This is a genomic window from Legionella geestiana (genome assembly GCF_004571195.1).
Taxonomy (GTDB): domain Bacteria; phylum Pseudomonadota; class Gammaproteobacteria; order Legionellales; family Legionellaceae; genus Legionella_B; species Legionella_B geestiana.
This window is the reverse complement of the sequence record NZ_CP038271.1, coordinates 1748570-1771170: the sequence shown is the minus strand read 5'-3', so window position 1 is coordinate 1771170 and position 22601 is coordinate 1748570. Positions and strand designations below refer to the sequence as shown.

Below are 22601 nucleotides of genomic sequence, written 5' to 3'. Positions count from 1 at the left end.
GCCTGTTAATTCGGTACGCTATACTAAATGTACAAAATATTATCAGGATGCATCATGAGCACAAACCCGCATGTCACAGAGCACGCCATCAACCAGGCAAAGTGTGCGGCGTGGATAATGCGCATTCAAAACGTTAACACCGAGCGAGATATCAAGCAAACGCTCCTCGACCTGCTTCGTGCAGGCAATTATGCCGAATTTAAAGACCGGCGACAGACGCTTCTTGGTGATAACCACGGCCAGGGGTTCACATGGAAGCCTCGGTTTCTCGGATTCTGGAAATTCATCAACACTTTGTTTTCCTGGCTCTTTGGGGAGCATAAGCCTGGTTCTCCGCTCTTTCGTGCGCTGGAGCCAAAAATCGTCTACACGCCACCAGAACCACTGCCAGTGCCTGAAAACCTCGAGGCCCTTTTAGAGCATCACCAATACTACACTCCGGCTGATTTTCATCAGCACCTGAAAGCATTTGCAAAGACGAGTCCACAATCCTTCATCGCGAACTACACAAGCAACTGGGATGCGCTGCCTGAAGCAGGCAATGACTATCGCTTTCTCTACATGGACGTGCTGGTTGAGTGCCTGCTCAAAACCACCATGCCCGGCAACGTTCTCGAGCAAAAAGCGTATGTGCTGCAGGAATTGCTGCTGGCGCTGGCAGCAGACGCTACCAGCCTGCCAGAGACTTACCAGAAACTTCAACAGCAGCCCCCCAAACCAAACAACATCTCTAATCTTGAGTTGCTTGAAAGACGGCTCACTGAAATTCCAAAATCTCACATGCATCCCCTCGTTGAGCATGTCGCACGGCGTGGCGTTGAAATGCTCCTGTTAGCGCTTCCGTTGACGGATGAGGGAAAAAACGAACATCTGCATGAAAAATCCCCGTTTTGCAAAACCATTGCTTTACTGTGCACCAGAATCCTGAGTATCCGCAGTCCAGAACTCTCAGAAGAACAGTTTGCACATTTGACTGCTCCAGTTTTTCCTGCAACGCCGTTCGGCGATTACAAATATGTCAGCCATGGCGCATTCACCCTTTCCCTTGCATTTATCCGTGGGGGCATCGAGGGCGCCCTCTGGACATTCTTTGATGCCGTTAACCGCCGGGTCATTGCAACGGAACAGCAGCGTGCCTTTGTAATTGCGCGACTTCAGGACATACCTGAACGTCTCGTGCACACAAAGGAGAATCTCTTGAGGCTGTTAGACATTATCAAAACCACCCCTCTCAATCCGATGTCTGGAACGCAGAAAGAGATTGAGGATCAAATCAAGACACGCATTGAGGAGCTTCTCTCTCCCTCTTCGGCATGCAGCTCAAGTACGGCTCCCAATGACTGTTGTTCAGCACGGGCACTGCACGGCTGTGGCACCTTCGCTAGTCCACAATCGGGAACGCCACCGCATACCGACCCGACACCAGAAGCCCCCGGAACTGAGGTTCCTGAAAGAGGCTGTCAACCGAACGGGCATCTAGCAGCAAGGGGATAAGCAGACCATTTGCCTGCCGGGTATTCACAAGGAGATCTCCAGGCTTCAGCGTGTACGCCTGCACGCGGTTACGCATTTTCACTTCTGCCGTTGTGCGAAAGAGCGGGTTCTCTGGATGGTGCAGCGCGACATCTTCCACTTCAGGCAAAATGGCCGTTACTTTTTTGGCGGCCTTCACCACTTCCACTTCAAGGCCATGGCGGCGTAAAAGTGTGGCAATCGCTTCCTGAGCGGCGGTCACGGCATACGCTTTGGGCAGGCGCGAGGGCTTTTGCAGCAGCACAAAATCGTGGTTGGGGAATGCCTTTGCTGCCTTTTTGCCACTGGATGCTGAACGCAGTGTAATTACGCGCTGCGGGTTTCGAAAATCAAGCCCAAAACGGTAATCAAGCTGCAAAAGTGTGTCGGCAAACTCAGGGGTTTTCCAGGCGGTTTTTGCGGCCTCCACAGTCGCAAGAATTGTGGAAGCGTGCGCACTCAGCACCTCGAGAAAGGCGCAGGCGCTTTTATACTGCTTGTCACGGCGCACCTTAATGTTCTGCGGCGTTGGATACTCAGCATCCAGTGGGTCAAGGCGATTTTCCACTAGAAAGGACGCGACTCCGAGCATCGCGCTGTAATTACGTAGATTGCTTAAGCGCAGACCGCCATGCGCTACCGGCTGGTCGAGGGATTGAATTTCACCCAGATAATGCTGCGCCGGCAATCCTTTTGCTTCGGTTGTTGTGATAAGCGCCGGGAGCAGCACCTTGTCAGTGAGCTGGCGCAGGTGCGCGTCAATGTTTGGGTTATTGCCGACTTCATACTGCGCTTCTACGTCCGTAAAATACCCCTGCCTGTCCGTGAGGGTTTTTTTGTGAATAGAAGACTCGTGCATATCAAGAAGCGCATCCGGCGCATAGCGCGTGAGCACATCGCGATAGATGCGGGTTTCAGGGTAGGCAAGGCGCATGTAATCAACATTAAGGTTGCCGTTAACGGCGTTCAGTCGCGTGGTATTGTCGCGCCCGTCAGGATTGCCGTTTGGAATTAAAATCAGGTTCATGGTATCGAGATACTGCAACCGTTTTCCGGCAACTACGTCGAGAGCCAGCTGCTGCAATGCCTCATTGCCAGAGGGTTCCGTGCCATGCTGAGAGCCAATCAACAGTACCGTGAGCACGCCTTTCTGATGTGCCCCTGTTTCAAGAAATGCGGTGTTTTTAGAAAGCAGCAGCGCACTGTAATCACGCCCCCCTACACTTTTGCCGATATGCACCACCCGGGCGTAAGGAGAGGCCTTTGCGAGCGACTTCAACCAGTCATCTATCTCGGCGCTCTTTGGGAGAGCGGCAAACTGCTTTTGCTCGAGCAGGGTTGAAGCTGGCAGGGGTGCCGCGATGAGGAGGTTTGGCAGCAGGAAAAGGGGGAAGAAAAGGCGCTTCAGAAAACCCATCGGGGCGGTTCCTTGAACTGGTTTAGTTTTTGGCAATATACCATAAAAGCCCGATGCCACCATTCAAAGGTGCTCGGCAATCGCCTTCATCAACGGATGAAAGCGGGCATAGACCTGTCCATTAAAGGATTCAACGTGGCGCATCCCCTGCAGGCTGTTGGTCAGTGCCAGCGCATCGGCGCCGGCAAGGAGGCTGTCATCAACCGGACGTTCTTCGCAGGGAATCGCAAGGGCTTTACAGATATCAAACACCCGCGCCCGGGTAATGCCTGGCAGCACGCCGTCATTGAGTGGCGGCGTCCAGAGTATGCCATTGGAGCAGCCAAAGAGGTTTGCAGTTGTCGTTTCCGTGGCATGTCCCTTTGTATTAAAAAACAGGGCATCGCTCGCGCCGCGCGCATGCGCGTCTTTTGCCGCCAGAAGATTTTCCAGCGCATTCACTGTTTTATGGCCATACAATGGATTGGCTGCATCCCGCTGCCATGGCGCGCTCACGAGCACCACGGGTGCTGTTTGCCGTATGTAGGTAAAGGCCTGAACGTGCATGCCGGGCGCACGCGCCTCATGAAGATAACCACGGGGCGCACTGCCGGCACTCACCAGAACTTTTAACCCGTTTGAGGACGCGGCCTCACCTGCAAGTGCCTTTAAAAGGCGCTTTTCAAAGGCCGGAAAATCAAGTTCAAAAGCAATCCCGAGGGTGCTTGCGCTCTGCTGAAGGCGGCGAAAGTGCGCATCAGCAAACAGCGGCCTGCCAGCACGCACTTTCAGCGTTTCAAAAACCCCCTGACCGAGGAAAATACGCTCATCAGGAAGAAAGTGCGCGCATTCACGCATGCAGCTTATTCATCGGGGAAGTCATCCAGCTCTTCTCGCAACCGCCGCGCTTCCAGCAGTTTTTCCAGGCGACGCCTTGCATCCGGCCCAGGTTTTACCTCAATGGGTATGATATCAGCCGCCTCAGCATCCTCGAGCCCGTCTTCTTGAGGCTCCAACACGTCTTCATCATCGTCAAACAGTGCGCTCATACTCTCTCTCAAGCGTTCTGAAGGTTAGGGGTGCTCCCCCATTGCCGCCACCCATGCGGATGACGCCCGAAAAAAAGAGGGAAGTGTATACCCCTTTTTTTTGATTTTGTCGAGATATTTTGCGGCACGTCAAGACATTCGCGTGACACGCGCCTCCAGATTCACTGGACGGCGCTAAACGTGCACGCGATAATCAGGGCGAATCCTCGTAAAAGAGCGGGAAATCCGTATGAAACATCCTCTGCGTGAAGTGATGCGCGCGCGCCGCTCGGCACTGTCTGATGCGCTCGTAAAGGAAGCATCCCAGCGCGTTTGCGCGCGCGTTCGTGCCCTCCATCACTGGCAGACGGCGCACCATATTGCGCTTTACCTGCCGGTAAACGGAGAAATTGACCCGCGCGCGCTGATGAACGACCCACTTCCCTCACAGCAGTTTTATCTGCCGTGCATCACGCGCGAACAGATGCTTCACTTTCTGCCCTTTACAAAAAATACACCGCTGACGCCAAACCGCTATGGCATCCCTGAGCCGCTGCAGTCGGAAGAACACGCCTGCGGCAATCCTCAGCTCCATCTCGTCATCGTGCCACTTGTGGCTTTCGATGCCACCTGTCAGCGCCTTGGCATGGGAGCCGGTTTTTATGACCGCACTTTTGCCAATCCTGCCACGCGACCGCTGCTGCTGGGTCTTGCCCATGATTTTCAGCGTGTTGAAGTGCTGGACACTAACCCCTGGGACGTCCCTTTGAATGGCGTGATTACCCCCGAAAACTGCTATTGGAGAACCGCATGACCCGTTACTGGCTGATGAAATCTGAACCCGACTGTTTCAGCATTGATGATTTAAAAAACGCCCCCAACCAGACCTCGCCCTGGGATGGCGTGCGTAATTACCAGGCGCGTAATTTCATGCGCGATGCCATGCGCCCGGGCGATGGCATTCTTTTTTACCACTCCAACTGCACGCCTCCAGGCATTGTCGGCCGGGCAGAAGTTACGAGCGAGGCGTATCCCGATTACACCGCTTTCGACCCGACCAGCGAACACCCAGACCCCGCCAGCACGCCGGATAAACCGCGCTGGTTTATGGTTGACATTCAGTTTCGCGAAAAGTTTGGCCAGATTATTTCACTCGATGCCCTTCGTCAGTACCCGGAGCTTCAGAACATGGCCGTTGTGCGTAAAGGCAATCGCCTGTCGGTTTCACCTGTGAGTGACGCAGAGTGGCACTTTATTACCACGGTGCTCGCAAAACACTTTTAGCCCGGCTATCTATGTCACCTTAGTTTTAATACTTAAGGATAAAAGTCAGATTTGAGTGCAGGTTGTGCGCCAAATATGGCTTTTCGGGTAGTGTGATGAAGGGTTAGAGCGCGTCTTCGCCCGCTTCGCCGGTTCTCACCCTGACCACCTGCTCCAGTGGATAGATAAAAATCTTGCCGTCGCCAATTTTTCCGGTATTGGCGGCGCGGCAGATGGCATCGACCGCGCGCTCAACCAGTGCATCCGGCAAGGCCAGTTCAATGCGGATTTTCGGAAGAAAATCAACCACGTACTCTGCGCCGCGATAGAGCTCCGTATGCCCCTTCTGTCGTCCAAAGCCGCGGGTCTCAGACACTGTAATGCCCGGCACGCCGATATCCATTAAGGCTTCACTCACTGCATCCAGCCGAAACGGCTTGATAATCGCCACCAACATTTTCATCACGGCTCCTTCATGTAATTATGCTATGCTGCGCACTGGGGTCTGTTGACATTTGATGACACGGCTGCAAAGCACGCCACCAAATGTCAACAGCCCCTAAACGCATTCTACGGAGAAAACCATGACCAAAGCGCTTCCCCTTGACGAAATCACGCAAAAACTCTTCGCCATCCTGCCTGCGAGTGTACAGAATCTTGAATCCGGGCTTCAACAGCAGTTTCGCGAAATTTTGCAGGCCGCATTTGCACATTTCGACCTCGTAACCCGAGAAGAATTTGACGTGCAAACCCGCGTACTTGCTAAAACCCGTGAAAAAGTGGAACAATTGCAGGCCCAGGTCGAGGCGCTTGAACAGGAAAAGTAAGGCGCACTCGATGCATATCCAACCTCAGGGAAGGCAGTACCATGACATCGCACCTTGCGTTCAGTTTCACACGCAGCATTATCGGCATGCAGGCTAAAACCGTTTCGGTAGAAGTGCATATTTCACCCGGCCTGCCCGCTTTTACCATTGTCGGCCTGCCGGAAACGGCGGTGCGCGAAAGCCGCGACCGGGTCAGAAGCGCCATCCAGAACAGTCAATTTGAATTTCCGTGGCGCCATATTACCGTTAATCTGGCACCTGCCGACCTCCCCAAAACCGGCAGCGGTTTTGATCTGCCGATTGCCATCGGCATACTTGCCGCCTCCGGCCAGATACCGCCGGGCTGCCTTGGCGATTATGAATTTATTGGCGAGCTGGCCTTAAGCGGCAACCTTCGAGGAGTGCCTGGTATTCTGCCTGCGGTCATTGCAGCAAAACAGGACGGTCGGCATCTGATTATCGCTCACGAAAATGGCGCGGAAGCGGGGCTTGCGGATACAGGCGGCGTATCAGCCGCGGGTTCCCTGCGCGAAGTATGCGCCTTTTTGTGCGGGGACGCAGAACCTGCCCCTCTGCCCCGACAGGCCGCGCCGGCAATTGACGAAGGCGCGCCTGACTGGTCGGATGTGAAAGGCCAGCAGCACGCCAAATATGCGCTCGAAATTGCCGCAGCCGGTGGACACAGTGTGCTCATGAGCGGCACGCCTGGCAGCGGTAAAACCATGCTGGCACGCCGCTTCAGCACCCTCCTGCCATGGCTTGATGAAACGCGGGCGCTTGAATGCGCGGCCATCCGCTCCGTTCATGGCCGTCCGCTCGATTATTCCCGCTGGCGTGAGCCACCGTTTCGCGCCCCTCACCATACTGCATCGGCCGTTGCCATGGTCGGCGGCGGTAATCCCCCAAAACCTGGCGAGATTTCACTCGCGCACCATGGCGTGCTGTTTCTGGATGAATTGCCGGAATTTCATAAACAGGTGCTGGAAACCCTGCGCGAGCCGCTTGAGTCTGGCACCGTACATATTTCACGTGCCGCGGCCACGGCTGAATTCCCCGCGCGCTTTCAACTGGTAGCGGCGATGAATCCCTGCCCGTGCGGTCAATGGGGCAACCCCAATGCCACCTGCGTATGCCCGCCCGATAAAATCACCCGCTATTTCAGCAGGCTCTCAGCACCTCTGATGGATCGCATCGACATGCATCTGGCCATTCAACCGGTCAAGCTGGAACTCCTGACGGCATCAAAGCCCGAGAGCGTGCGGGAAAGCCCGCGTATTCGAGAGCAGGTCGAAGCGTTGCAGAGGGTGCAGTTTACGCGCCAGGGATGCCTCAACGCGGCCCTGGGGCCTGCTGAATGTGAAAGCGTGTGCGCACTCGATGAGGCCGGGCGAACGTTTGTGGCGCAGGCGATGGAGCGCTTAAAGCTCTCTGCACGCAGTTTTCACCGCCTGCTGAAGGTGGCGCGTACGATTGCCGATAAAAAGGAAGAAGCGGCGGTTTCCGTATCCGCCCTTCAGCAGGCGCTGACCTTTCGTGACAATCTGCGCCCCTCAGTGCGACAGTAGCGCGTCAATAATGGCCATGCGCATGAACACCCCGTTGCTGACCTGCGTCAGGATGCGTGAGCGCGGGCCATCGGCGACCTCATCGTCAATTTCTACACCGCGATTCACAGGCCCCGGATGCAAAACTATCACATCGGGTTTTGCTGCCTGCAAATGCGCCTCTGTAATCGCATAATCACGGCGATAGGCCTCAAGGTGCAGGTGTTCATGCGCCTGCAGACGCTCGCGCTGCACGCGAAGGGCAATGACGACATCCGCATCCTGAAGTCCGTCCATGAGAGAATCCGTCACACGGCCACAGACCGGCGAAGTTGGCTGCCAGACGTGCGGTGCGACCAGTACCAGCTCGCCAACACCGAGGATGCTGGCCGCCTGCATGAAGGAGTGCGCCACCCGAGAGTGTCGAATATTGCCGACAATGGCAATTTTAAGCGCCGAAAATACCGGCTTTTCTTCACGAATCGTCATGAAATCAAGCATCGCCTGACTGGGATGAGCGTGCGTGCCATCCCCGGCGTTGATGAGGTGTGTGTGAGCGGGCACTGCGCGCGCAAGTGCCGCCGGCACGCCTGCCTCGCGGTGACGCACGACAAGGATATCAATCCCCATGGCAGCAAGCGTGCGCACGGTGTCCTCAAGGCTCTCGCCCTTGGTTTCTGACGAGTGCGACACGTCCAGATTGACAACCGGCATGCTAAGACGCTGCGCCGCACGCTCAAAGCTTATGCGTGTGCGGGTACTCGGTTCCCAGAAAAGCGTTGCGAGCGATGCGTTCTGAAACCTCGGCCAGTCTGCGGGATGGGATTTAAAGCGCTGTGCGCGCTCAAGAAGGCCCAGCAGCGCATCATGGCTGCAGTCGGCGGGGTCAAGAAAATGGTGCATGATGCCTCACGGTGCGTGTTGCAGCCACTGCTCAAGAATCAGGCATGCGGCATGGCTGTCAACGTCAGTTTTGCGGATTTTACGGTAACCGCCCTCTTCAAACAATCGGGCGCGCGCTTCAACCGTGGTCAGGCGTTCATCGACAAGGTGGGCTTCTTTACCAAAACGGCGGCGCAGTTCGCGGGCAAAATGGCGGGCGGCGGAGGTTGTGTATTGTTCACGGCCATCAATGCAGGTCGGCAGACCGACAACAAATGCTAAAGGCTGCCAGTTTTTTACCAGCGCATCCACCGCTGACCAGTCCGGCACGCCCTCTCGCGCAGCAAGCACCTGCAACGGGGACGCGCTGGCCGTAAGCCGCTGCCCCACCGCCACTCCGATGCGGCGAAACCCAAAATCAAAACCGATATACATTCCTTCACGCTGCACTGAAAACGCCTCCCGTTAACGCCATTATTTTGGATGAAAACCTGTCAGGCGTTACCGCCACCAGAGGATAAGCGGTCCATCTGTACGCCAATGGAACGTGCCGCAAAGGCCCAGCGTTCTTCAAAAGGCACCTTGTAAAGAAGGTCTGGACTGTAGGGGCATACCAGCCATGCATTATCCCGCACTTCCTGTTCAAGCTGCCCCTCGCCCCACCCGGCATAACCGAGGGTCACGAGCACATCCTCAGGACCATTATTGGCAGCTATGGCGCGAATAATATCGTTGGATGTCGTGACTGTCACGTCATCGGCCACGGCAAGGCTTGAGCGCCAGCCTCCAAAGGGGCGGTGAATCACAAAACCACGCTCAGGCTGCACCGGACCGCCGAAAAGCAGCGGCATGGCCTTACTTTCCTCTTGCGTAGACTCAATGTTAAGCTGTTCAAATACCATGCTGAGCGGATATTCCATTGGTCTGTTGATAATCAAGCCGACCGCACCCTGTTCGTTATGTTCGCACACATAAATAACGGTCTGGCGAAAATTCGGGTCAGTCATTGAGGGCATGGCAATCAGGAGGTGGTTTGCAAAGGATGCGTTCATTGCCATGGCTCCCTTATTGTGTATTTTCATACATCTGATTGTTCATATATTAGTACACGGCCAGCATATTAGCCAGTAAGGAGCGATTGACGGCGTGTGCTTCGCGATTTATAACAATCATACGTATCTATTCACCACATTTTGAATGCTTTAGGGGAAAAGTCAGATTTGAGTGCAGGTTGTACGAACGCATTACAAAAAAAGCGCAGCATACACCGGTATGTGAGCAGTTTTTTGTAATGCGTTCGTACAAGATGCGCCAAATATGGCTTTTCGGTGAACATGGTGAATGGTTACAATCAAACTATCCTAAAGGAATCGTACTCATGGCCTCCCAGACCATCACCCTTACCCGTCAGGATAACATCCTGCTGCATGCCATTGAAATCAACGAATTCCTTGTGATGATGGTTGTTTTTTGTGCGGGCGTTCTGCTGCTGACGCTGTATCTGTGGGACCGAAATCAGAAAGAACACGCCATTCTGCGCAATTATCCGGTTATCGGTCATTTTCGGTATTTTTTTGAATTTTTAAGTCAGTTTATCCGACAATATTTTGCGCAAGACCGTGAAGAACTGCCGTTTAACCGCGCCGACCGCGCCTGGGTCTATCGAGCCGCCAAGAACGTTGATACCACCATCGGCTTTGGTTCCACCCGCCCCCTGCAGCAGGTCGGTACCGTGTATTTTGTGAACGCACCCTTTCCGCCGCTTGGAACCGAGCATGTCAGCATTGAGCCTGTCGTCATTGGTGCCGGATGCAGGCATCCCTACATTTCCAATCATCTCTTTAACATTTCGGCCATGAGTTATGGCTCAATATCAAAGCCCGCGATTCTCGCTCTTGGGCGTGGCGCGCTGAAAGCCGGATGCTGGCTCAATACCGGTGAGGGAGGGGTCGCGCCGTATCATCTGGAATCGGGATGCGACCTTGTGGTACAGATTGGGACGGCCAAATACGGCGTGCGGGATGAAAAGGGGCATCTCTGTGATGAACGGCTGCGTGAGCTCGCCGCCCTTGAAAACGTGAAGATGTTTGAAGTGAAGCTCAGCCAGGGCGCGAAACCCGGCAAGGGGGGCATTCTTCCAGGCGTCAAAGTGACTGAGGAAATTGCCGAGATTCGCGGCATTCCGCCGCATCTTGATTCCATCAGCCCCAATCGTCACACGGATATCAGTAACGTTGACGAACTGCTCGATGTCATGCACCACATCCGCACCGTCACGGGTAAACCTGTGGGCTGCAAGTTCGTACTCGGCAGCTACGAATGGCTGCACACGCTCTGCCAGGCCATTCATGCCCGCGGCCTTGAACAGGCACCTGATTTCATCACCCTTGACAGTGCCGATGGCGGTACCGGAGCTTCTCCGCAGGGACTGATGGATTACGTCGGCATTCCAATTGATGAATCCCTGCCAAAGCTTGTCGACATCCTCACGCTTTATAATCTGCGAAAGCGCATACGTGTGATAGCAAGCGGCAAACTTATCACGCCCGCAGAGGTGGTCTGGGCGCTTTGTGCCGGAGCGGATTTTATTAATTCTGCCCGTGGTTTCATGCTCGCGCTTGGCTGCGTACAGTCGATGAAATGCCACAATAACACCTGTCCCACCGGTATCACCACACACAATCCGCGCCTGCAGCGTGGTCTTGTGGTGGCCGACAAGGCTGAGCGTGTTTATCACTACGCCACTAACATGGCCAGCGAAGTGATGATAATCTGCCACTCCTGCGGGGTGGATGAGCCACGTCAGCTTCGGCGCGAACATGCGCGCATTGTGCGTGAGAACGGTTACTCCATCTCGCTTGCTGCTCTGTTCCCGGAACAAAAACCCCTGCCGGAATATCTTTAACAGGGACTGGATGTTTCGGTGGAATGCGCTAGAATAGGCCACTCTCACCCAAAGTGACCACCATGCCAAAACGAACCGACCTTCGCTCCATTCTCCTGCTTGGCGCAGGCCCCATTGTCATTGGGCAGGCGTGTGAATTTGATTATTCGGGCACTCAGGCGGTGCGTGCCCTGAAAGAAGAAGGTTACCGCGTCATACTCGTCAACTCCAACCCCGCCACCATCATGACCGACCCGGAGCTTGCGGACGCGACCTATATCGAACCCATCCAGTGGCAGGAAGTCGCGCGCATCATCGAGAAAGAACGCCCCGATGCGCTCTTGCCCACGATGGGCGGGCAGACCGCGCTTAACTGCGCACTTGACCTGGTGCGCGAGGGCGTGCTGGAGCGTTTTGGCGTAGAGATGATAGGAGCCACGCGCGAAGCGATTGACCGCGCCGAAGACCGCGAAAAATTTCGCCTCCTGATGAAAGGCATTGGGCTTGAGATGCCGCGCTCAGCCATTGCACACAGCCTTGAAGAAGCCTTTCAGGTTCAGGCTCAGCTTGGGTTCCCGGCCATTATCCGTCCGTCATTCACCATGGGCGGAAGCGGTGGCGGGATTGCATATAATCGCGAAGAATTTGAAGAAATCTGCACCCGCGGCCTCGACCTCTCCCCCACCCGCGAGCTCTTGATTGATGAATCCGTGCTCGGCTGGAAAGAGTTTGAAATGGAAGTCGTGCGCGATAAAAACGATAACTGCATTATCGTCTGCACCATCGAAAACCTCGACCCCATGGGTGTGCATACCGGCGATTCCATCACCGTTGCTCCCGCTCAGACCCTCACCGACAAAGAATATCAGCGCATGCGCGATGCCGCGATTCGCGTGTTGCGTGCGGTAGGTGTCGAAACCGGTGGCTCCAACGTGCAGTTTGCGGTCAATCCTGAAGACGGTCGCATGCTCATTGTGGAGATGAACCCGCGCGTGTCACGCAGTTCCGCTCTTGCCTCCAAGGCCACCGGTTTTCCCATCGCGCGCGTTGCGGCCAAACTGGCGGTTGGCTACACGCTCGATGAACTGGCCAATGAAATTACCGGCGGCACCATTCCGGCGGCTTTTGAGCCGAGCATTGATTACGTTGTCACGAAAATCCCGCGCTTTAACTTTGACAAGTTTCCGCAGACCCCAAACACCCTCACGACTCAGATGAAGTCGGTGGGCGAGGTCATGGCGATGGGCTCAAATTTTCAGGAATCGCTGCAAAAAGCCATCCGCAGCCTTGAAATCGGGCGCAGCGGACTTGACCCACTTTTTGACCCGGCGGATGACTTAAGCCTGCTGCGCGGGCGGCTGCATGAACCAACACCGGACCGGCTCTGGTATATTGCCGATGCCTTCCGTCTGGGCTTTGACCTAAAAACCATTCACGAGGAATCCCGCATTGACCCGTGGTTCCTCGCACAGATTGAAGCACTGGTGCGCATGGAGCAACAGCTTGCCGGCGAGCGTCTTGAAACACTCGATGCCGGCAGGCTGCATGCACTCAAATCCCGCGGTTTTTCCGATGCGTGCCTCGCGCGGATTCTTGGCATTCACGAGACAGCCGTGCGTGAATATCGCCTGAAGGCGGGAGTCACCCCGGTCTATAAGCGAATCGACTCCTGCGCCGGTGAATTTCCTTCAGAAACCGCCTACCTCTATTCCACCTGGCAAAGCGCCTGTGAAGCGCGCCCGGATACGAATGCCAAAAAAATCATGATTCTCGGCGGCGGCCCCAACCGCATTGGTCAGGGGATTGAATTCGACTACTGCTGCGTCCACGCGGCCATGGCACTGCGCGAAGCAGGTTTTCAGACCATTATGGTTAACTGTAACCCGGAAACCGTTTCCACGGATTTTGACACCGCAGACCGGCTCTACTTTGAACCGGTAACCCTTGAAGATGTTCTCGCTATTGCCGCCATCGAAAAACCGGCGGGCGTCATCGTGCACTATGGCGGCCAGACACCGTTAAAGCTCGCCCGGGCGCTGGAAGCCAATGGCGTGCCGATTATCGGTACCACGCCCGATGCCATCGACATGGCAGAAGACCGTGAGCGTTTTCAGCAGCTGGTTCAGGCGCTTAACCTGCATCAGCCGGCAAACGGCACCGTTCGCAGCGAAGAAGAAGCCATGGCACTTGCCCGTAAGATTGGCTACCCGCTTGTAGTACGCCCTTCTTACGTTCTTGGCGGCCGAGCCATGGAAGTGGTGCATCAGGAATCGGATTTGCGCCATTACCTGCATCACGCCGTAGCGGTGTCCAACGACTCTCCGGTGCTGCTCGACAAATTTCTGGGCGATGCCATTGAGGTGGACATTGATGCCGTGTGTGACGGGGAAGACATTCTCATCGGCGGCATTATGGAACATATCGAGCAGGCCGGTATTCACTCCGGTGATTCCGCCTGCACCCTGCCCCCATTCAGTTTAAGTGTTGTGGTGCAGCAGGATCTTGGGAAGCAGCTGCGTCAGATGGCGCAGAAACTCGGGGTAGTGGGACTTATCAATGCGCAGTTTGCCATCCAGGCGGATGATATTTACGTGCTTGAAGTCAATCCGCGTGCATCGCGCACCATTCCGTTTGTCTCAAAAGCCACTGGCATTCCCCTTGCCAAACTCGGAGCGCGCTGCATGACGGGTGAGCGCCTGCGTGACCTTTTGCCGCATCTGCAGCAACCCATGCCAGACTTTTATTCCGTCAAATTGCCGGTGTTTCCCTTCATTAAATTTGCCGGTGTAGACTCGATTCTTGGGCCGGAAATGAAATCAACCGGTGAAGTCATGGGCATTGCCAGCCGTTTTGGTCAAGCCTTTGCCAAAGCACAGCGCGGAGCGGGGTCGCATATTGCAAGGCGCAGACGGGCGTTTGTGTCGGTACGCGATGCCGATAAGGCGCGCGTTGGTGAGATTGCCAAACGCCTGCTGGCACTTGGTTTTGAAATCATTGCGACTTCAGGAACGGCGCGCGTTCTTCAGGCGGCCGGCATTGAATGCACACGTGTCTTTAAAGTCGCCGAAGGTCGACCGCACGTACTTGATTACCTGAAAAACAATGACATCGACTTTATCGTTAACACAACAGAAGGCAAGCAGGCGATCGCCGACTCATTCGCCATCAGGCGCAATGCATTGCAGCACAAGGTTAGTTATACTACGACTCTCTCGGGTGCTGAGGCAGCCTGCCTTGCCATGAAGTACGAAGACCGCGAGACAGTGACCCGATTACAGGACTTACATACGAGGTAAACATGCAAACGCATCCAATGACCGTAGCCGGCGCTCAGGCGCTGCGCACTGAATTACAACACCTGAAAACGGTGGTGCGACCGGCGATTATTGAAGCTATCGCTACTGCCCGTGCGCATGGCGATTTGAAAGAAAATGCGGAATATGCCGCCGCCCGTGAGCAGCAGAGTTTTAACGAGGGACGGATTCAGGAAATTGAGGCCAAGCTCTCCAATGCTCAGATTATCGATCTCAGCAACATGGTTAACAACGGTCGTGTTGTTTTTGGCGCGACGGTTCGACTGCTTCAGGTGCAGAATGATGCAGAAATCAGCTACCAGATTGTCGGAGAAGATGAAGCGGATATTAAACTCGGTAAAATCTCCTACAGCTCACCGATTGGTCGGGCACTGATTGGCAAAGAACAAGATGACACCATCATTGTCCATACACCCGGCGGCGATGTCGAGTATGAAATTCTTGAAGTAGAGTATATCGCAGGGTAAGTTCTGTACCGCTTTCAGGGCGCCTCTCCAGTGGCGCCCTTTTTTTTTACATCTCCCTACCGTTCCATACCTGTACCGTTATTTCAATGGTGTAACTTTTTGCATTTCCAGTGCACTCCTGGTACACATACAGCTCAAAAAATTATACTTTACAGCCTTGAAATGCATCAAACATCCTGATTTAATTCGTTTCGTTACGAAATGACACCAATGGAAACCAGCAAGTACCTTTTGTAATCGCCAATCCCCTATAGACCATGGGAGCGGCACCTGGCAATGGAAGATGGAACATGCCCGATGGCTTTGCAATCTCACTGACGCACCAGATGCTCTGGCAGGCGATACAGGTGAGTACCCCCGTTATACTCACAGCTCTGCTTACAGGCATTGCAGTCTCTCTTTTTCAAGTGGTTACGCAGGTACAGGATGCCACTGTAAGTGCGGTACCGAAGCTGCTCGCCTGTGTACTGGTACTGCTCTTTGGCGGTGAGTGGATGCTGCGTGGCCTGATGCGTTTTGCGATTCTCACCATCAGCCGCATCCCCGAGGTGGCACCATGAGCGAATCATTTACATGGCATCCGGGCGCGTTCTGGCTCGTATGTGTTCGTCTCGGCACAGTCGTCATGCTGATGCCCCTTGAGGGATTGCGCCAGCTGCCACGGCGCGTACGCCTGATGTTGACGCTTCTGCTTGCCAACCTCCTTACCGCATTTGGCGAGCTTCAGATCTACGTCAGCAAACGCCCGGGGCTCATTATCGCCACTGTGTATGAATGCCTCAATGGCCTTGTGCTGTCGCTCGCTGTCATGTTGGCTTTTGCCGCCCTCAGCATAGCGGGCAAATGGATGGATGTACAAACCGGCTTTGACACAGGCGCGCTTTTTAATCCGGCACAGAGCAGCCACGATCCGCTGCTCACGCGACTCCTTGGTCTGTTCGCAACAAGCCTCTTTTTCAGTATGGACGCGCACCTTACCCTAATAAAAGGACTGGCCGCCTCGTTCACATATCTCCCTCCCGGCACGCTGGTGCTCACGCACGGGCTTGATTCCATCGCCACTGAGTTTTCGCTGATGGCCGGCATGGCACTGATGCTGGCCGCACCGGTAGTCTGTGGCATTCTACTGTTTGAAGGCTGGAGCGCGCTGCTTTCGCGCAGCATGCCGCACTCAGGACTCTGGTTTCTCACGCTCCCATTGAAAATACTGGCAGGGCTTGCACTGCTGGCGGCATCTTTGGACGCACTGGCGCCTGTCATCATGCATCTTTTTACGCACGCTCTCAGCCGATGGGAGGTGCTCTTTCATGGCTGAAAAAACTGAAAAGGCCACTCCCTGGAAACTGCAGAAGGCGCGCGAGAAGGGCGTTGTCGGCAAAAGTCTCGAACCCGTGCATGCGTGCGTGCTGCTGGGAATTATCCTCTGGCTTCATACTCAGTGGCCGGGCGTTCAGACACTGATGGCGCGCACCCTGCAGGTCATGCTTGCCACTGCAGGCGGCATGACCCTCTCCCCCGAAACGGCCTGCCGTATGTTTGGCGATTTCTACACCCGTATCCTGCCACTCTGGCTGCTGGCGGCGATGCTCACCACTGGATGCGCCATTGCCGGCACCTGGCTGCAGACAGGTGTTATCTGGTCCGTTAAGGCGCTGAGGCCCGATGCCGGGCGCCTGCACCTCATGAAAGGCGTTAAACAGCTTTGCTCACTGCAATCGGTGCATCAGCTGATACGCCATGTCCTGAAGCTGGTGATCGCCACAGGTGTTGGCTACTGGCTGTGGACTCGCACCGCACCTCAATGGTTCCTGATGCGGGACATGCCGCCCGAGCGCTTCAGTAACGCTTTTCTCACGCTTTTCTGCCGGGGCGCCCTGCTCCTGCTGCTGCCGCTCGCAGGACTGGCCATACTGGATGTGCTGGCTGCGCGCTGGCGCCACCTTAAAAGCCAGCGCATGAGCCGGCATGAAGTGCGTGAAGAGTATCGCCAGCGCGAGGGGGACCCGCATGTGCGTGGCCGTATTCGTAAGCTTCAGCGCGCGCTTCGCGAAAAAACCCGTGCGCTTGGCGCCGTTAAAACCGCTGACGTGGTCATTACCAATCCCGTGCATCTTGCGATTGCGCTCAAGTACCAAAGCGACAGCATGCCCGCCCCCAAAGTGGTGTGCAAGGCGGCTGACGAGCAGGCGGCACTGGTGCGAAGACTCGCGCGCCGCCATGGCGTACCCATTGTGGAAAACCGCGATTTCGCGCGACTGCTCTACCATAACGTACCGCTAAACCACTGGATTCATACCACACATTATCCCGTTGCCGCGGCCATTTTCAGGGCGCTTCGGGAAGCACATCGAGGTGTTCATGAGCGCGCGTAAGCCAAAGAGCGAACTGCTGGTTATCCTGCTCGCCATAGGCATCCTTTTGATTCTTTTTGTGCCTGTCGCACCTTTTGTGCTTGATGTGCTGCTCATCCTTAATTTCAGCTGGGCGCTCACGGTTCTGCTCCTGACCTTTTTTACAGACAAGCCCCTTGCGTTTTCGACCTTCCCGCCACTGCTCCTGCTCTCCACCCTCTTTCGGCTTGGGCTGAATGTTTCCGCCACCCGCCTCATTCTCGCCGATGCACACGCCGGGCGGGTGATTGAGGCCATGGGGGCACATGTCATTCGCGGCAATTATGTCATGGGGCTCGTGGTGTTTTTTATTCTGGTGGTCGTGCAATACGTGGTGGTCTCAAATGGCGCGCAGCGCGTAGCCGAGGTGGCCGCACGCTTCACGCTTGACAGCCTTCCCGGGAAACAGATGAGCATTGATGCCGACCTCAACATGGGGCTTGTGTCGCGCGAACAGGCGCAGGAGCGACGACGCCAGATTGAGCGCGAAGCGAGCTTTTACGGTGCCATGGATGGCGCCAGTAAGTTCGTGAAGGGCGATGCCATCGCCGGCATTCTGATTCTGCTCATTAATATCCTCGGTGGATTCGCCATCGGCATGGCACAAAAAGGCATGAGCCTGCAGGAAGCGCTTGAAACCTATACGCTGCTGACGGCAGGTGATGGCCTCGTCACTCAAATCCCTGCTCTGATTATCTCAATCGCAACTGGCATCATCGTGACACGTGCCGCTACCGACAGTCACCTCGGTGAAGCGGTTTCCCGCCAGATAGCCGCTTTTCCAGGCGCCCTCGTGCTGGTGTGCATGGCACTCTGCGGTTTTCTCACCATATCCGGCATGCCACTCCTGCCGGTTCTTCTGGTTCTGGGAATATTTGCTGTCAGTGCGCGCTTTGCTTCGCGCCTGAAACCGGAAGCGGAAACACCACGGCTCACGCCCGCTGAATCCCTGAATGAGCGGCTTCGCATTCATCCGGTGGACATCCTCATGCATCCCCGACTGCATGAAACCCTTTTACAGACAGAGGCGCTCTTTGTTGAGCGGATTGGAAGACTGCGCGAACAAACGGCACTGGAGCTTGGGGTTATCCTCCCTGAGGTGCGTTTTTTGCCGGAGACACGCCTCACCTGGCCGCATTACCAGATAGTCCTGCAGGGCAATGCCCGCCCCACACATCCACTCTACCCTGAAAAAGTGCTGGTGCTGCTAAACCCGGGCGACAGGCAGCACCAGGCCACCTGGCTCCAGGGAGCGGGGGTGCGCGATCCGGCCTTTGGCCTGCCGGCAGTCTGGTGCGCGCCGGACATACGCACAGAGGCTCAAGTGCGCGGCCTGCGGGTACAGGAGCCTCCAGAGGTGCTGCTTGCGCATCTGCACGAAACGCTTAAAGACGCACTGCCTGAGCTGCTGACCCGCGAGGAAACCCTGCGATTGCTGGATAATTCCTCACTGCACTCTCTGCGTGATGAGCTGATACCCGCTTTAATGAGCACGGGGCAGGTCATGCGGGTGTTACAAAAGCTTTTAGACGAAAAAGTTTCCATCCGCCCCCTCGAAACCATTCTGGAAGTGCTGCTGGAGCATGCAAAAACCAGCAATGACCCGGCGTTACTGACTGAACTTGTGCGCGTGCGCCTGAGTGACGCCATCTGCACCCGGCTTGCGGGCGGGCAGGCCTTTTTAAGTGTGCTGACGCTGGCCCCAGGCCTTGAGCAACAGCTTGCCAATGCGTTCACATCAAACGGCTGGGCTCCTTCTCCCGCACTTACAGAACATTTTTTACGCGCACTCGCCCGAGAAGTGGAAAACATGCTCGGAACGCGCCGGCGCCCGATTTTACTGTGTTCCTCCATCATTCGCCGCCACGTGCGCGAACTCACCCGGCGCATCCTGCCCCACCTCAGTGTGCTTGCCATGAATGAAATCCCGGTGAGCCTTCAGGTGGAATCCTTTGCAACCCTCGACACGGAACAGGAGCTTATCGATGCTTGACGGAATGCGCGCTATCCAGGCGGCCATGAATACCGATCTGGTGCACCTTGAGGTGGTCAACAACAACATCGCCAACCTGCACACACCAGGCTTTCGCCGACAGCTGGTTGAGGCACTTCCCCCTAAAGGCCCGCTTTTGGCAGACATGCCTCACGTGCGAGCCGGTCTGCGCGCGGTGTCCACCACAGTAGCGGCCCCCCTGCAGCAGACCGGAAATCCGTTTCACCTCGCACTTTCAGGCGAGGGCTATTTTGTCATTCATACCGAAAATGGCACGTTTTACAGCCGGAGAGGAGATGTCATGCGCGATGGCAACGGACAGCTCGCAAGCCTCGCAGGTGGCTTTATTGAGGGCGAGAGTGGTGCGATTACACTCGCCGACGATCCTTTTAAAGTGGATGGCAGGGGCTACATTATCGGCGCGAATGGCCGAGAAAACCGCCTTCGCCTTGTGCGTTTTAAGCACCCGGAGGCACTTCAGGCCGTTGGCAACGGCCTGCTGAGCTCAGAGGAAATCCCAGAAAGTGCAAGCCCCGAGGTGATACAGGGAGTGCTCGAGCGCGCAAATGTGCAGTCGGTGGATGAAATGCTCTCGCTCATGCGCCTCAGCCGTCATTTTGAGGCCTCTCAGCGGGTGCTGCGCACGCTTACAAGCCTCCAGTCAAACGCCATTAATCAACTTGGGAGCAACAATGTCTAACGCACTCGCCATCGCCGCCAGCGGCCTCAAGGTTCACGACCGCTACATCGACAGCCTCGCGCACGACCTGGCAAACCTCAGTACCAACAATTACAAAGCGACCACCCTTCGCTTTGGCGCGGAAATGGACGCAACGCAAAAAGCCGGCCCGCATAACCATGGGGTACGCATCATGGGCACCGACAGCGATTTTTCTAAAGGCCCTCTGAAACCCACCGACAGCTCGCTCGATGTCGCCATTGACGGTGAAGGCTTTTTTCAGGTGGAAGATGCAGATGGCACTGTGGCCTTCACCCGCACCTCGACACTCATGCTGGACAGTGAGGGCTATCTCGCCACCGCTGATGGCCTGCGCCTTGCCGAGAGCATTCAAGTGCCGCCAGACCATGCATCGCTTGTGATTCATAAAAACGGAGAGGTGGAAATCACGCGTTCGGATACAGACGCGCCGGAACTTCTCGGCACCATCCAGCTCGCGCGCTTTCAAAACCCGCAGGCGCTTCATGCCCTGCATGCAGGCGTCTGGCAGGCAACGCCCGACTCAGGAGACGCTCTCATCGATAACCCAGGCAACGGCGGTAATGGCGAGCTGCTGCAGAAAACGGTCGAAGGCTCGAACGTCGACATGGTCAATACCCTGATGCAGCTCACCATGGCGCAACGGGTGTATCAATTGAATGCCAAAGCCATACAGGTGGCGGACGAACTGGAAAAAACCATCAATGCGCTGCGTGATTAAACCAATGCTGGTGTGGCTGTTAACACTGCCGTGCATGCCCGCGTCTGCCATCAACCTCTATGACGCAAGCGTATACCGTGCCCTGATTGCCGACCGCAAGGCATCGATGCCCGGGGACTTGCTGACGGTGCTGGTGCTTGAGAATGCGAATGCACAGACGGGGGCTGATCTTGCCTCCAGCAAACACATTAAAACGGCACTCGAAGCCGGCTACAACCGCGACCGCCACGAGGTTGATTTTGGGTTGAAAGGAGACGGAAAAATAGCGGCCAAAACCGCACGCAATGGCAAAATCCGCGCCTCCCTCACCGTGCGCATTCAGGAAATACTGCCAAACGGCAGTTATTATGTGGAAGGGCAGCAGCACATCCGCATCAACGGTGAAGTACAGGCCATCGTGGTGGGCGGCGTGGTGCGCCCTGAAGACATCACACCACAAAACACCGTGCTCTCTACCCGCCTTGCCGAGGCGCGCATCACCTATAACGGCCAGGGAGCGGTCTCAAACTCTCAGCGCTTTAATCCAATCTATAAAACGCTGTCTTTTCTGGGGCTGGTGTGATGCGCATCCTGCTTATCCTGCTCTGCCTCTTCTGCTCAATGGCGAGCGCCAGTGTGCGCCTGAAATCCATCGCTCACCTCTCAGGCCTTCAGGAAAATCCGCTGACGGGCTATGGACTGGTTACGGGGCTTGCCGGTACGGGGGATTCCCGCCGCAGCAAGGACACGACCCAGGCCATCTCCAATCTGCTGCAAAGCTTTGGTGTCACCATTAACGCGCGCGATATTAACAGCCGTAACAGTGCGACGGTCATCATCACCGTCAACCTGCCACCCTTTGCCCACCAGGGCGATAAGCTCGACATCAACGTTGCCTCCCTTGGCGATGCCCGAAGCCTCGCTGGCGGCACCCTGCTCGTGACCCCGCTGAAAGGCGCGGATAACGGGGTCTATGCCCTCGCGCAGGGCCCGGTTTCCGTGGGCGGTTTTCGCTATGATGCGCTGGGTAACGTCATTCAAAAGAATCATCCCACCACCGGCATTGTTCCGGGAGGTGCACTGGTCACGCACTCCCTGAGTGCCGATGCGCCCACACGCCCGGTTACCCTGCATCTGATTCTGAACCAGCCTGATTTCTCAACGGCCTCCGCCGCAGAACGCGCGCTCAACGCGCGTTTTGGTGCAGGCACTGCGACTGCTCGAAGCGCACAGGACATCGAAATCCACACCCCACCCGGCGCTCACCGGCATTTCGTGCGTTTCGTGAGCGAAGTTGAAAATTTGCACATCACGCCCGATCACGTGCCGGTGGTGGTCGTCAATGAACGTACGGGCATCGTTATCGCCGGCAGTGAGGTGCGCCTTGAAGCCGTCACCATTTCCCATGGCAATCTGCAAATCTCGATTGCCACCGAATACCGTGTCTCACAGCCGCTCCCGGCCAGCATCGGCGGGCGCACGGTCGTCACTCCGGCCACCGGCATTGAAGCCTCCGAGCGGGTAGCAAACACGCTGCAGCTCAAGGCCGGGGCAAGCATTGCTGAACTGATGCAGGCCTTAAGCCGGGCGCAGACCTCAACCCGTGACACCATTGCCATCCTCGAGAGCCTGCGGCGAGCCGGTGCGCTGCATGCAGAAATTATTATTGAATAAGAAGGAGAG

Annotated in this window: 23 protein-coding genes; 16 read left to right on the top strand and 7 right to left on the bottom strand. The window is 55.8% G+C overall.

Annotated elements, in window-relative coordinates; genetic code table 11:
• Positions 1 to 54: 54 nt before the first annotated feature.
• Positions 55 to 1494 (top strand): hypothetical protein, encoded by a 1440-nt coding sequence (locus E4T54_RS07890; protein ID WP_028385979.1) that lies wholly within the window; start codon positions 55 to 57, stop codon positions 1492 to 1494.
• On the opposite strand, the gene E4T54_RS07885 is transcribed toward E4T54_RS07890, so the two are convergent.
• From E4T54_RS07885 to E4T54_RS07875, 3 genes are all read right to left on the bottom strand, one after another.
• Entirely contained in the window at positions 1382 to 2929 is a 1548-nt protein-coding gene (locus E4T54_RS07885) for a M14 family zinc carboxypeptidase (RefSeq protein ID WP_051550834.1), read from the bottom strand. The genes E4T54_RS07890 and E4T54_RS07885 overlap by 113 nt on opposite strands.
• 63 nt (positions 2930 to 2992) lie before the next feature.
• Positions 2993 to 3766: an aminotransferase class IV gene (locus E4T54_RS07880; protein ID WP_028385980.1), complete on the bottom strand. Its 774-nt coding sequence runs from the start codon at positions 3764 to 3766 to the stop codon at positions 2993 to 2995.
• A gap of 5 nt (positions 3767 to 3771) precedes the next feature.
• Positions 3772 to 3957 carry a PA3496 family putative envelope integrity protein gene (locus tag E4T54_RS07875; protein ID WP_028385981.1) on the bottom strand — a complete coding sequence of 62 codons (186 nt, stop codon included), beginning with the start codon at positions 3955 to 3957 and terminating at the stop codon, positions 3772 to 3774.
• A 229-nt stretch (positions 3958 to 4186) separates the two neighbouring features.
• Between E4T54_RS07875 and E4T54_RS07870 the strand changes: the two genes are divergently transcribed.
• Entirely contained in the window at positions 4187 to 4750 is a 564-nt protein-coding gene (locus E4T54_RS07870; protein ID WP_035901908.1) for a 5-formyltetrahydrofolate cyclo-ligase, read from the top strand.
• A complete protein-coding gene (locus E4T54_RS07865) occupies positions 4747 to 5220 on the top strand; it encodes an EVE domain-containing protein (protein ID WP_028385983.1) in 474 nt (157 codons plus the stop codon). Before E4T54_RS07870 ends, E4T54_RS07865 begins: the two co-directional genes overlap by 4 nt.
• Before the next feature lie 103 nt (positions 5221 to 5323).
• Here E4T54_RS07865 and E4T54_RS07860 read toward each other — a convergent pair whose 3' ends face one another.
• Positions 5324 to 5662: a P-II family nitrogen regulator gene (locus E4T54_RS07860; RefSeq protein ID WP_028385984.1), complete on the bottom strand. Its 339-nt coding sequence runs from the start codon at positions 5660 to 5662 to the stop codon at positions 5324 to 5326.
• Positions 5663 to 5783: 121 nt separating this feature from the next.
• On the opposite strand from E4T54_RS07860, the gene E4T54_RS07855 reads away from it, so the two are divergent.
• Entirely contained in the window at positions 5784 to 6026 is a 243-nt protein-coding gene (locus tag E4T54_RS07855; protein ID WP_028385985.1) for an accessory factor UbiK family protein, read from the top strand.
• Positions 6027 to 6067: 41 nt separating this feature from the next.
• The gene (locus E4T54_RS07850; RefSeq protein ID WP_028385986.1) at positions 6068 to 7591 is read left to right on the top strand and encodes a YifB family Mg chelatase-like AAA ATPase; all 1524 of its coding nucleotides are present in this window, start codon (positions 6068 to 6070) and stop codon (positions 7589 to 7591) included.
• Here E4T54_RS07850 and E4T54_RS07845 read toward each other — a convergent pair.
• The 3 genes from E4T54_RS07845 to E4T54_RS07835 are packed head-to-tail and all read right to left on the bottom strand — an operon-like array spanning position 7577 to position 9510.
• Entirely contained in the window at positions 7577 to 8473 is an 897-nt protein-coding gene (locus E4T54_RS07845) for an aspartate carbamoyltransferase catalytic subunit (protein WP_028385987.1), read from the bottom strand. The two genes, E4T54_RS07850 and E4T54_RS07845, sit on opposite strands and share 15 nt — an antisense overlap.
• Before the next feature lie 6 nt (positions 8474 to 8479).
• On the bottom strand, positions 8480 to 8887 hold the full coding sequence (gene ruvX / locus E4T54_RS07840) for a Holliday junction resolvase RuvX (RefSeq protein WP_028385988.1): 408 nt from the start codon (positions 8885 to 8887) through the stop codon (positions 8480 to 8482).
• A 59-nt stretch (positions 8888 to 8946) separates the two neighbouring features.
• Positions 8947 to 9510 (bottom strand): YqgE/AlgH family protein, encoded by a 564-nt coding sequence (locus tag E4T54_RS07835; RefSeq protein WP_028385989.1) that lies wholly within the window; start codon positions 9508 to 9510, stop codon positions 8947 to 8949.
• Between the two features lie 320 nt (positions 9511 to 9830).
• On the opposite strand from E4T54_RS07835, the gene E4T54_RS07830 reads away from it, so the two are divergent.
• From E4T54_RS07830 to E4T54_RS07780, 11 genes are all read left to right on the top strand, one after another.
• Positions 9831 to 11357: an FMN-binding glutamate synthase family protein gene (locus E4T54_RS07830; protein ID WP_035901912.1), complete on the top strand. Its 1527-nt coding sequence runs from the start codon at positions 9831 to 9833 to the stop codon at positions 11355 to 11357.
• A gap of 62 nt (positions 11358 to 11419) precedes the next feature.
• Entirely contained in the window at positions 11420 to 14632 is a 3213-nt protein-coding gene (gene carB, locus E4T54_RS07825) for a carbamoyl-phosphate synthase large subunit (RefSeq protein ID WP_028385991.1), read from the top strand.
• Positions 14633 to 14634: 2 nt separating this feature from the next.
• Positions 14635 to 15117: a transcription elongation factor GreA gene (gene greA / locus E4T54_RS07820; RefSeq protein ID WP_028385992.1), complete on the top strand. Its 483-nt coding sequence runs from the start codon at positions 14635 to 14637 to the stop codon at positions 15115 to 15117.
• A 257-nt stretch (positions 15118 to 15374) separates the two neighbouring features.
• A complete protein-coding gene (locus E4T54_RS07815; RefSeq protein ID WP_081776709.1) occupies positions 15375 to 15677 on the top strand; it encodes a flagellar biosynthetic protein FliQ in 303 nt (100 codons plus the stop codon).
• The gene (locus E4T54_RS07810) at positions 15674 to 16432 is read left to right on the top strand and encodes a flagellar biosynthetic protein FliR (RefSeq protein ID WP_051550835.1); all 759 of its coding nucleotides are present in this window, start codon (positions 15674 to 15676) and stop codon (positions 16430 to 16432) included. The genes E4T54_RS07815 and E4T54_RS07810 overlap by 4 nt, the downstream gene beginning before the upstream one ends.
• Positions 16425 to 17489: an EscU/YscU/HrcU family type III secretion system export apparatus switch protein gene (locus E4T54_RS07805; RefSeq protein ID WP_028385994.1), complete on the top strand. Its 1065-nt coding sequence runs from the start codon at positions 16425 to 16427 to the stop codon at positions 17487 to 17489. The genes E4T54_RS07810 and E4T54_RS07805 overlap by 8 nt, the downstream gene beginning before the upstream one ends.
• On the top strand, positions 17476 to 19500 hold the full coding sequence (locus E4T54_RS07800) for a flagellar biosynthesis protein FlhA (protein ID WP_202971947.1): 2025 nt from the start codon (positions 17476 to 17478) through the stop codon (positions 19498 to 19500). The genes E4T54_RS07805 and E4T54_RS07800 overlap by 14 nt, the downstream gene beginning before the upstream one ends.
• On the top strand, positions 19493 to 20200 hold the full coding sequence (locus E4T54_RS07795; protein ID WP_028385996.1) for a flagellar hook-basal body protein: 708 nt from the start codon (positions 19493 to 19495) through the stop codon (positions 20198 to 20200). The genes E4T54_RS07800 and E4T54_RS07795 overlap by 8 nt, the downstream gene beginning before the upstream one ends.
• Complete coding sequence (locus tag E4T54_RS07790) at positions 20193 to 20939, top strand: flagellar hook-basal body protein (protein ID WP_028385997.1); 747 nt, start codon at positions 20193 to 20195, stop codon at positions 20937 to 20939. Before E4T54_RS07795 ends, E4T54_RS07790 begins: the two co-directional genes overlap by 8 nt.
• The gene (locus E4T54_RS07785) at positions 20932 to 21501 is read left to right on the top strand and encodes a flagellar basal body L-ring protein FlgH (protein WP_167755243.1); all 570 of its coding nucleotides are present in this window, start codon (positions 20932 to 20934) and stop codon (positions 21499 to 21501) included. The genes E4T54_RS07790 and E4T54_RS07785 overlap by 8 nt, the downstream gene beginning before the upstream one ends.
• Positions 21501 to 22592, top strand: coding sequence for a flagellar basal body P-ring protein FlgI (locus E4T54_RS07780; RefSeq protein ID WP_028385999.1), 1092 nt, complete (start codon positions 21501 to 21503; stop codon positions 22590 to 22592). The genes E4T54_RS07785 and E4T54_RS07780 overlap by 1 nt, the downstream gene beginning before the upstream one ends.
• Positions 22593 to 22601 lie beyond the last annotated feature (9 nt).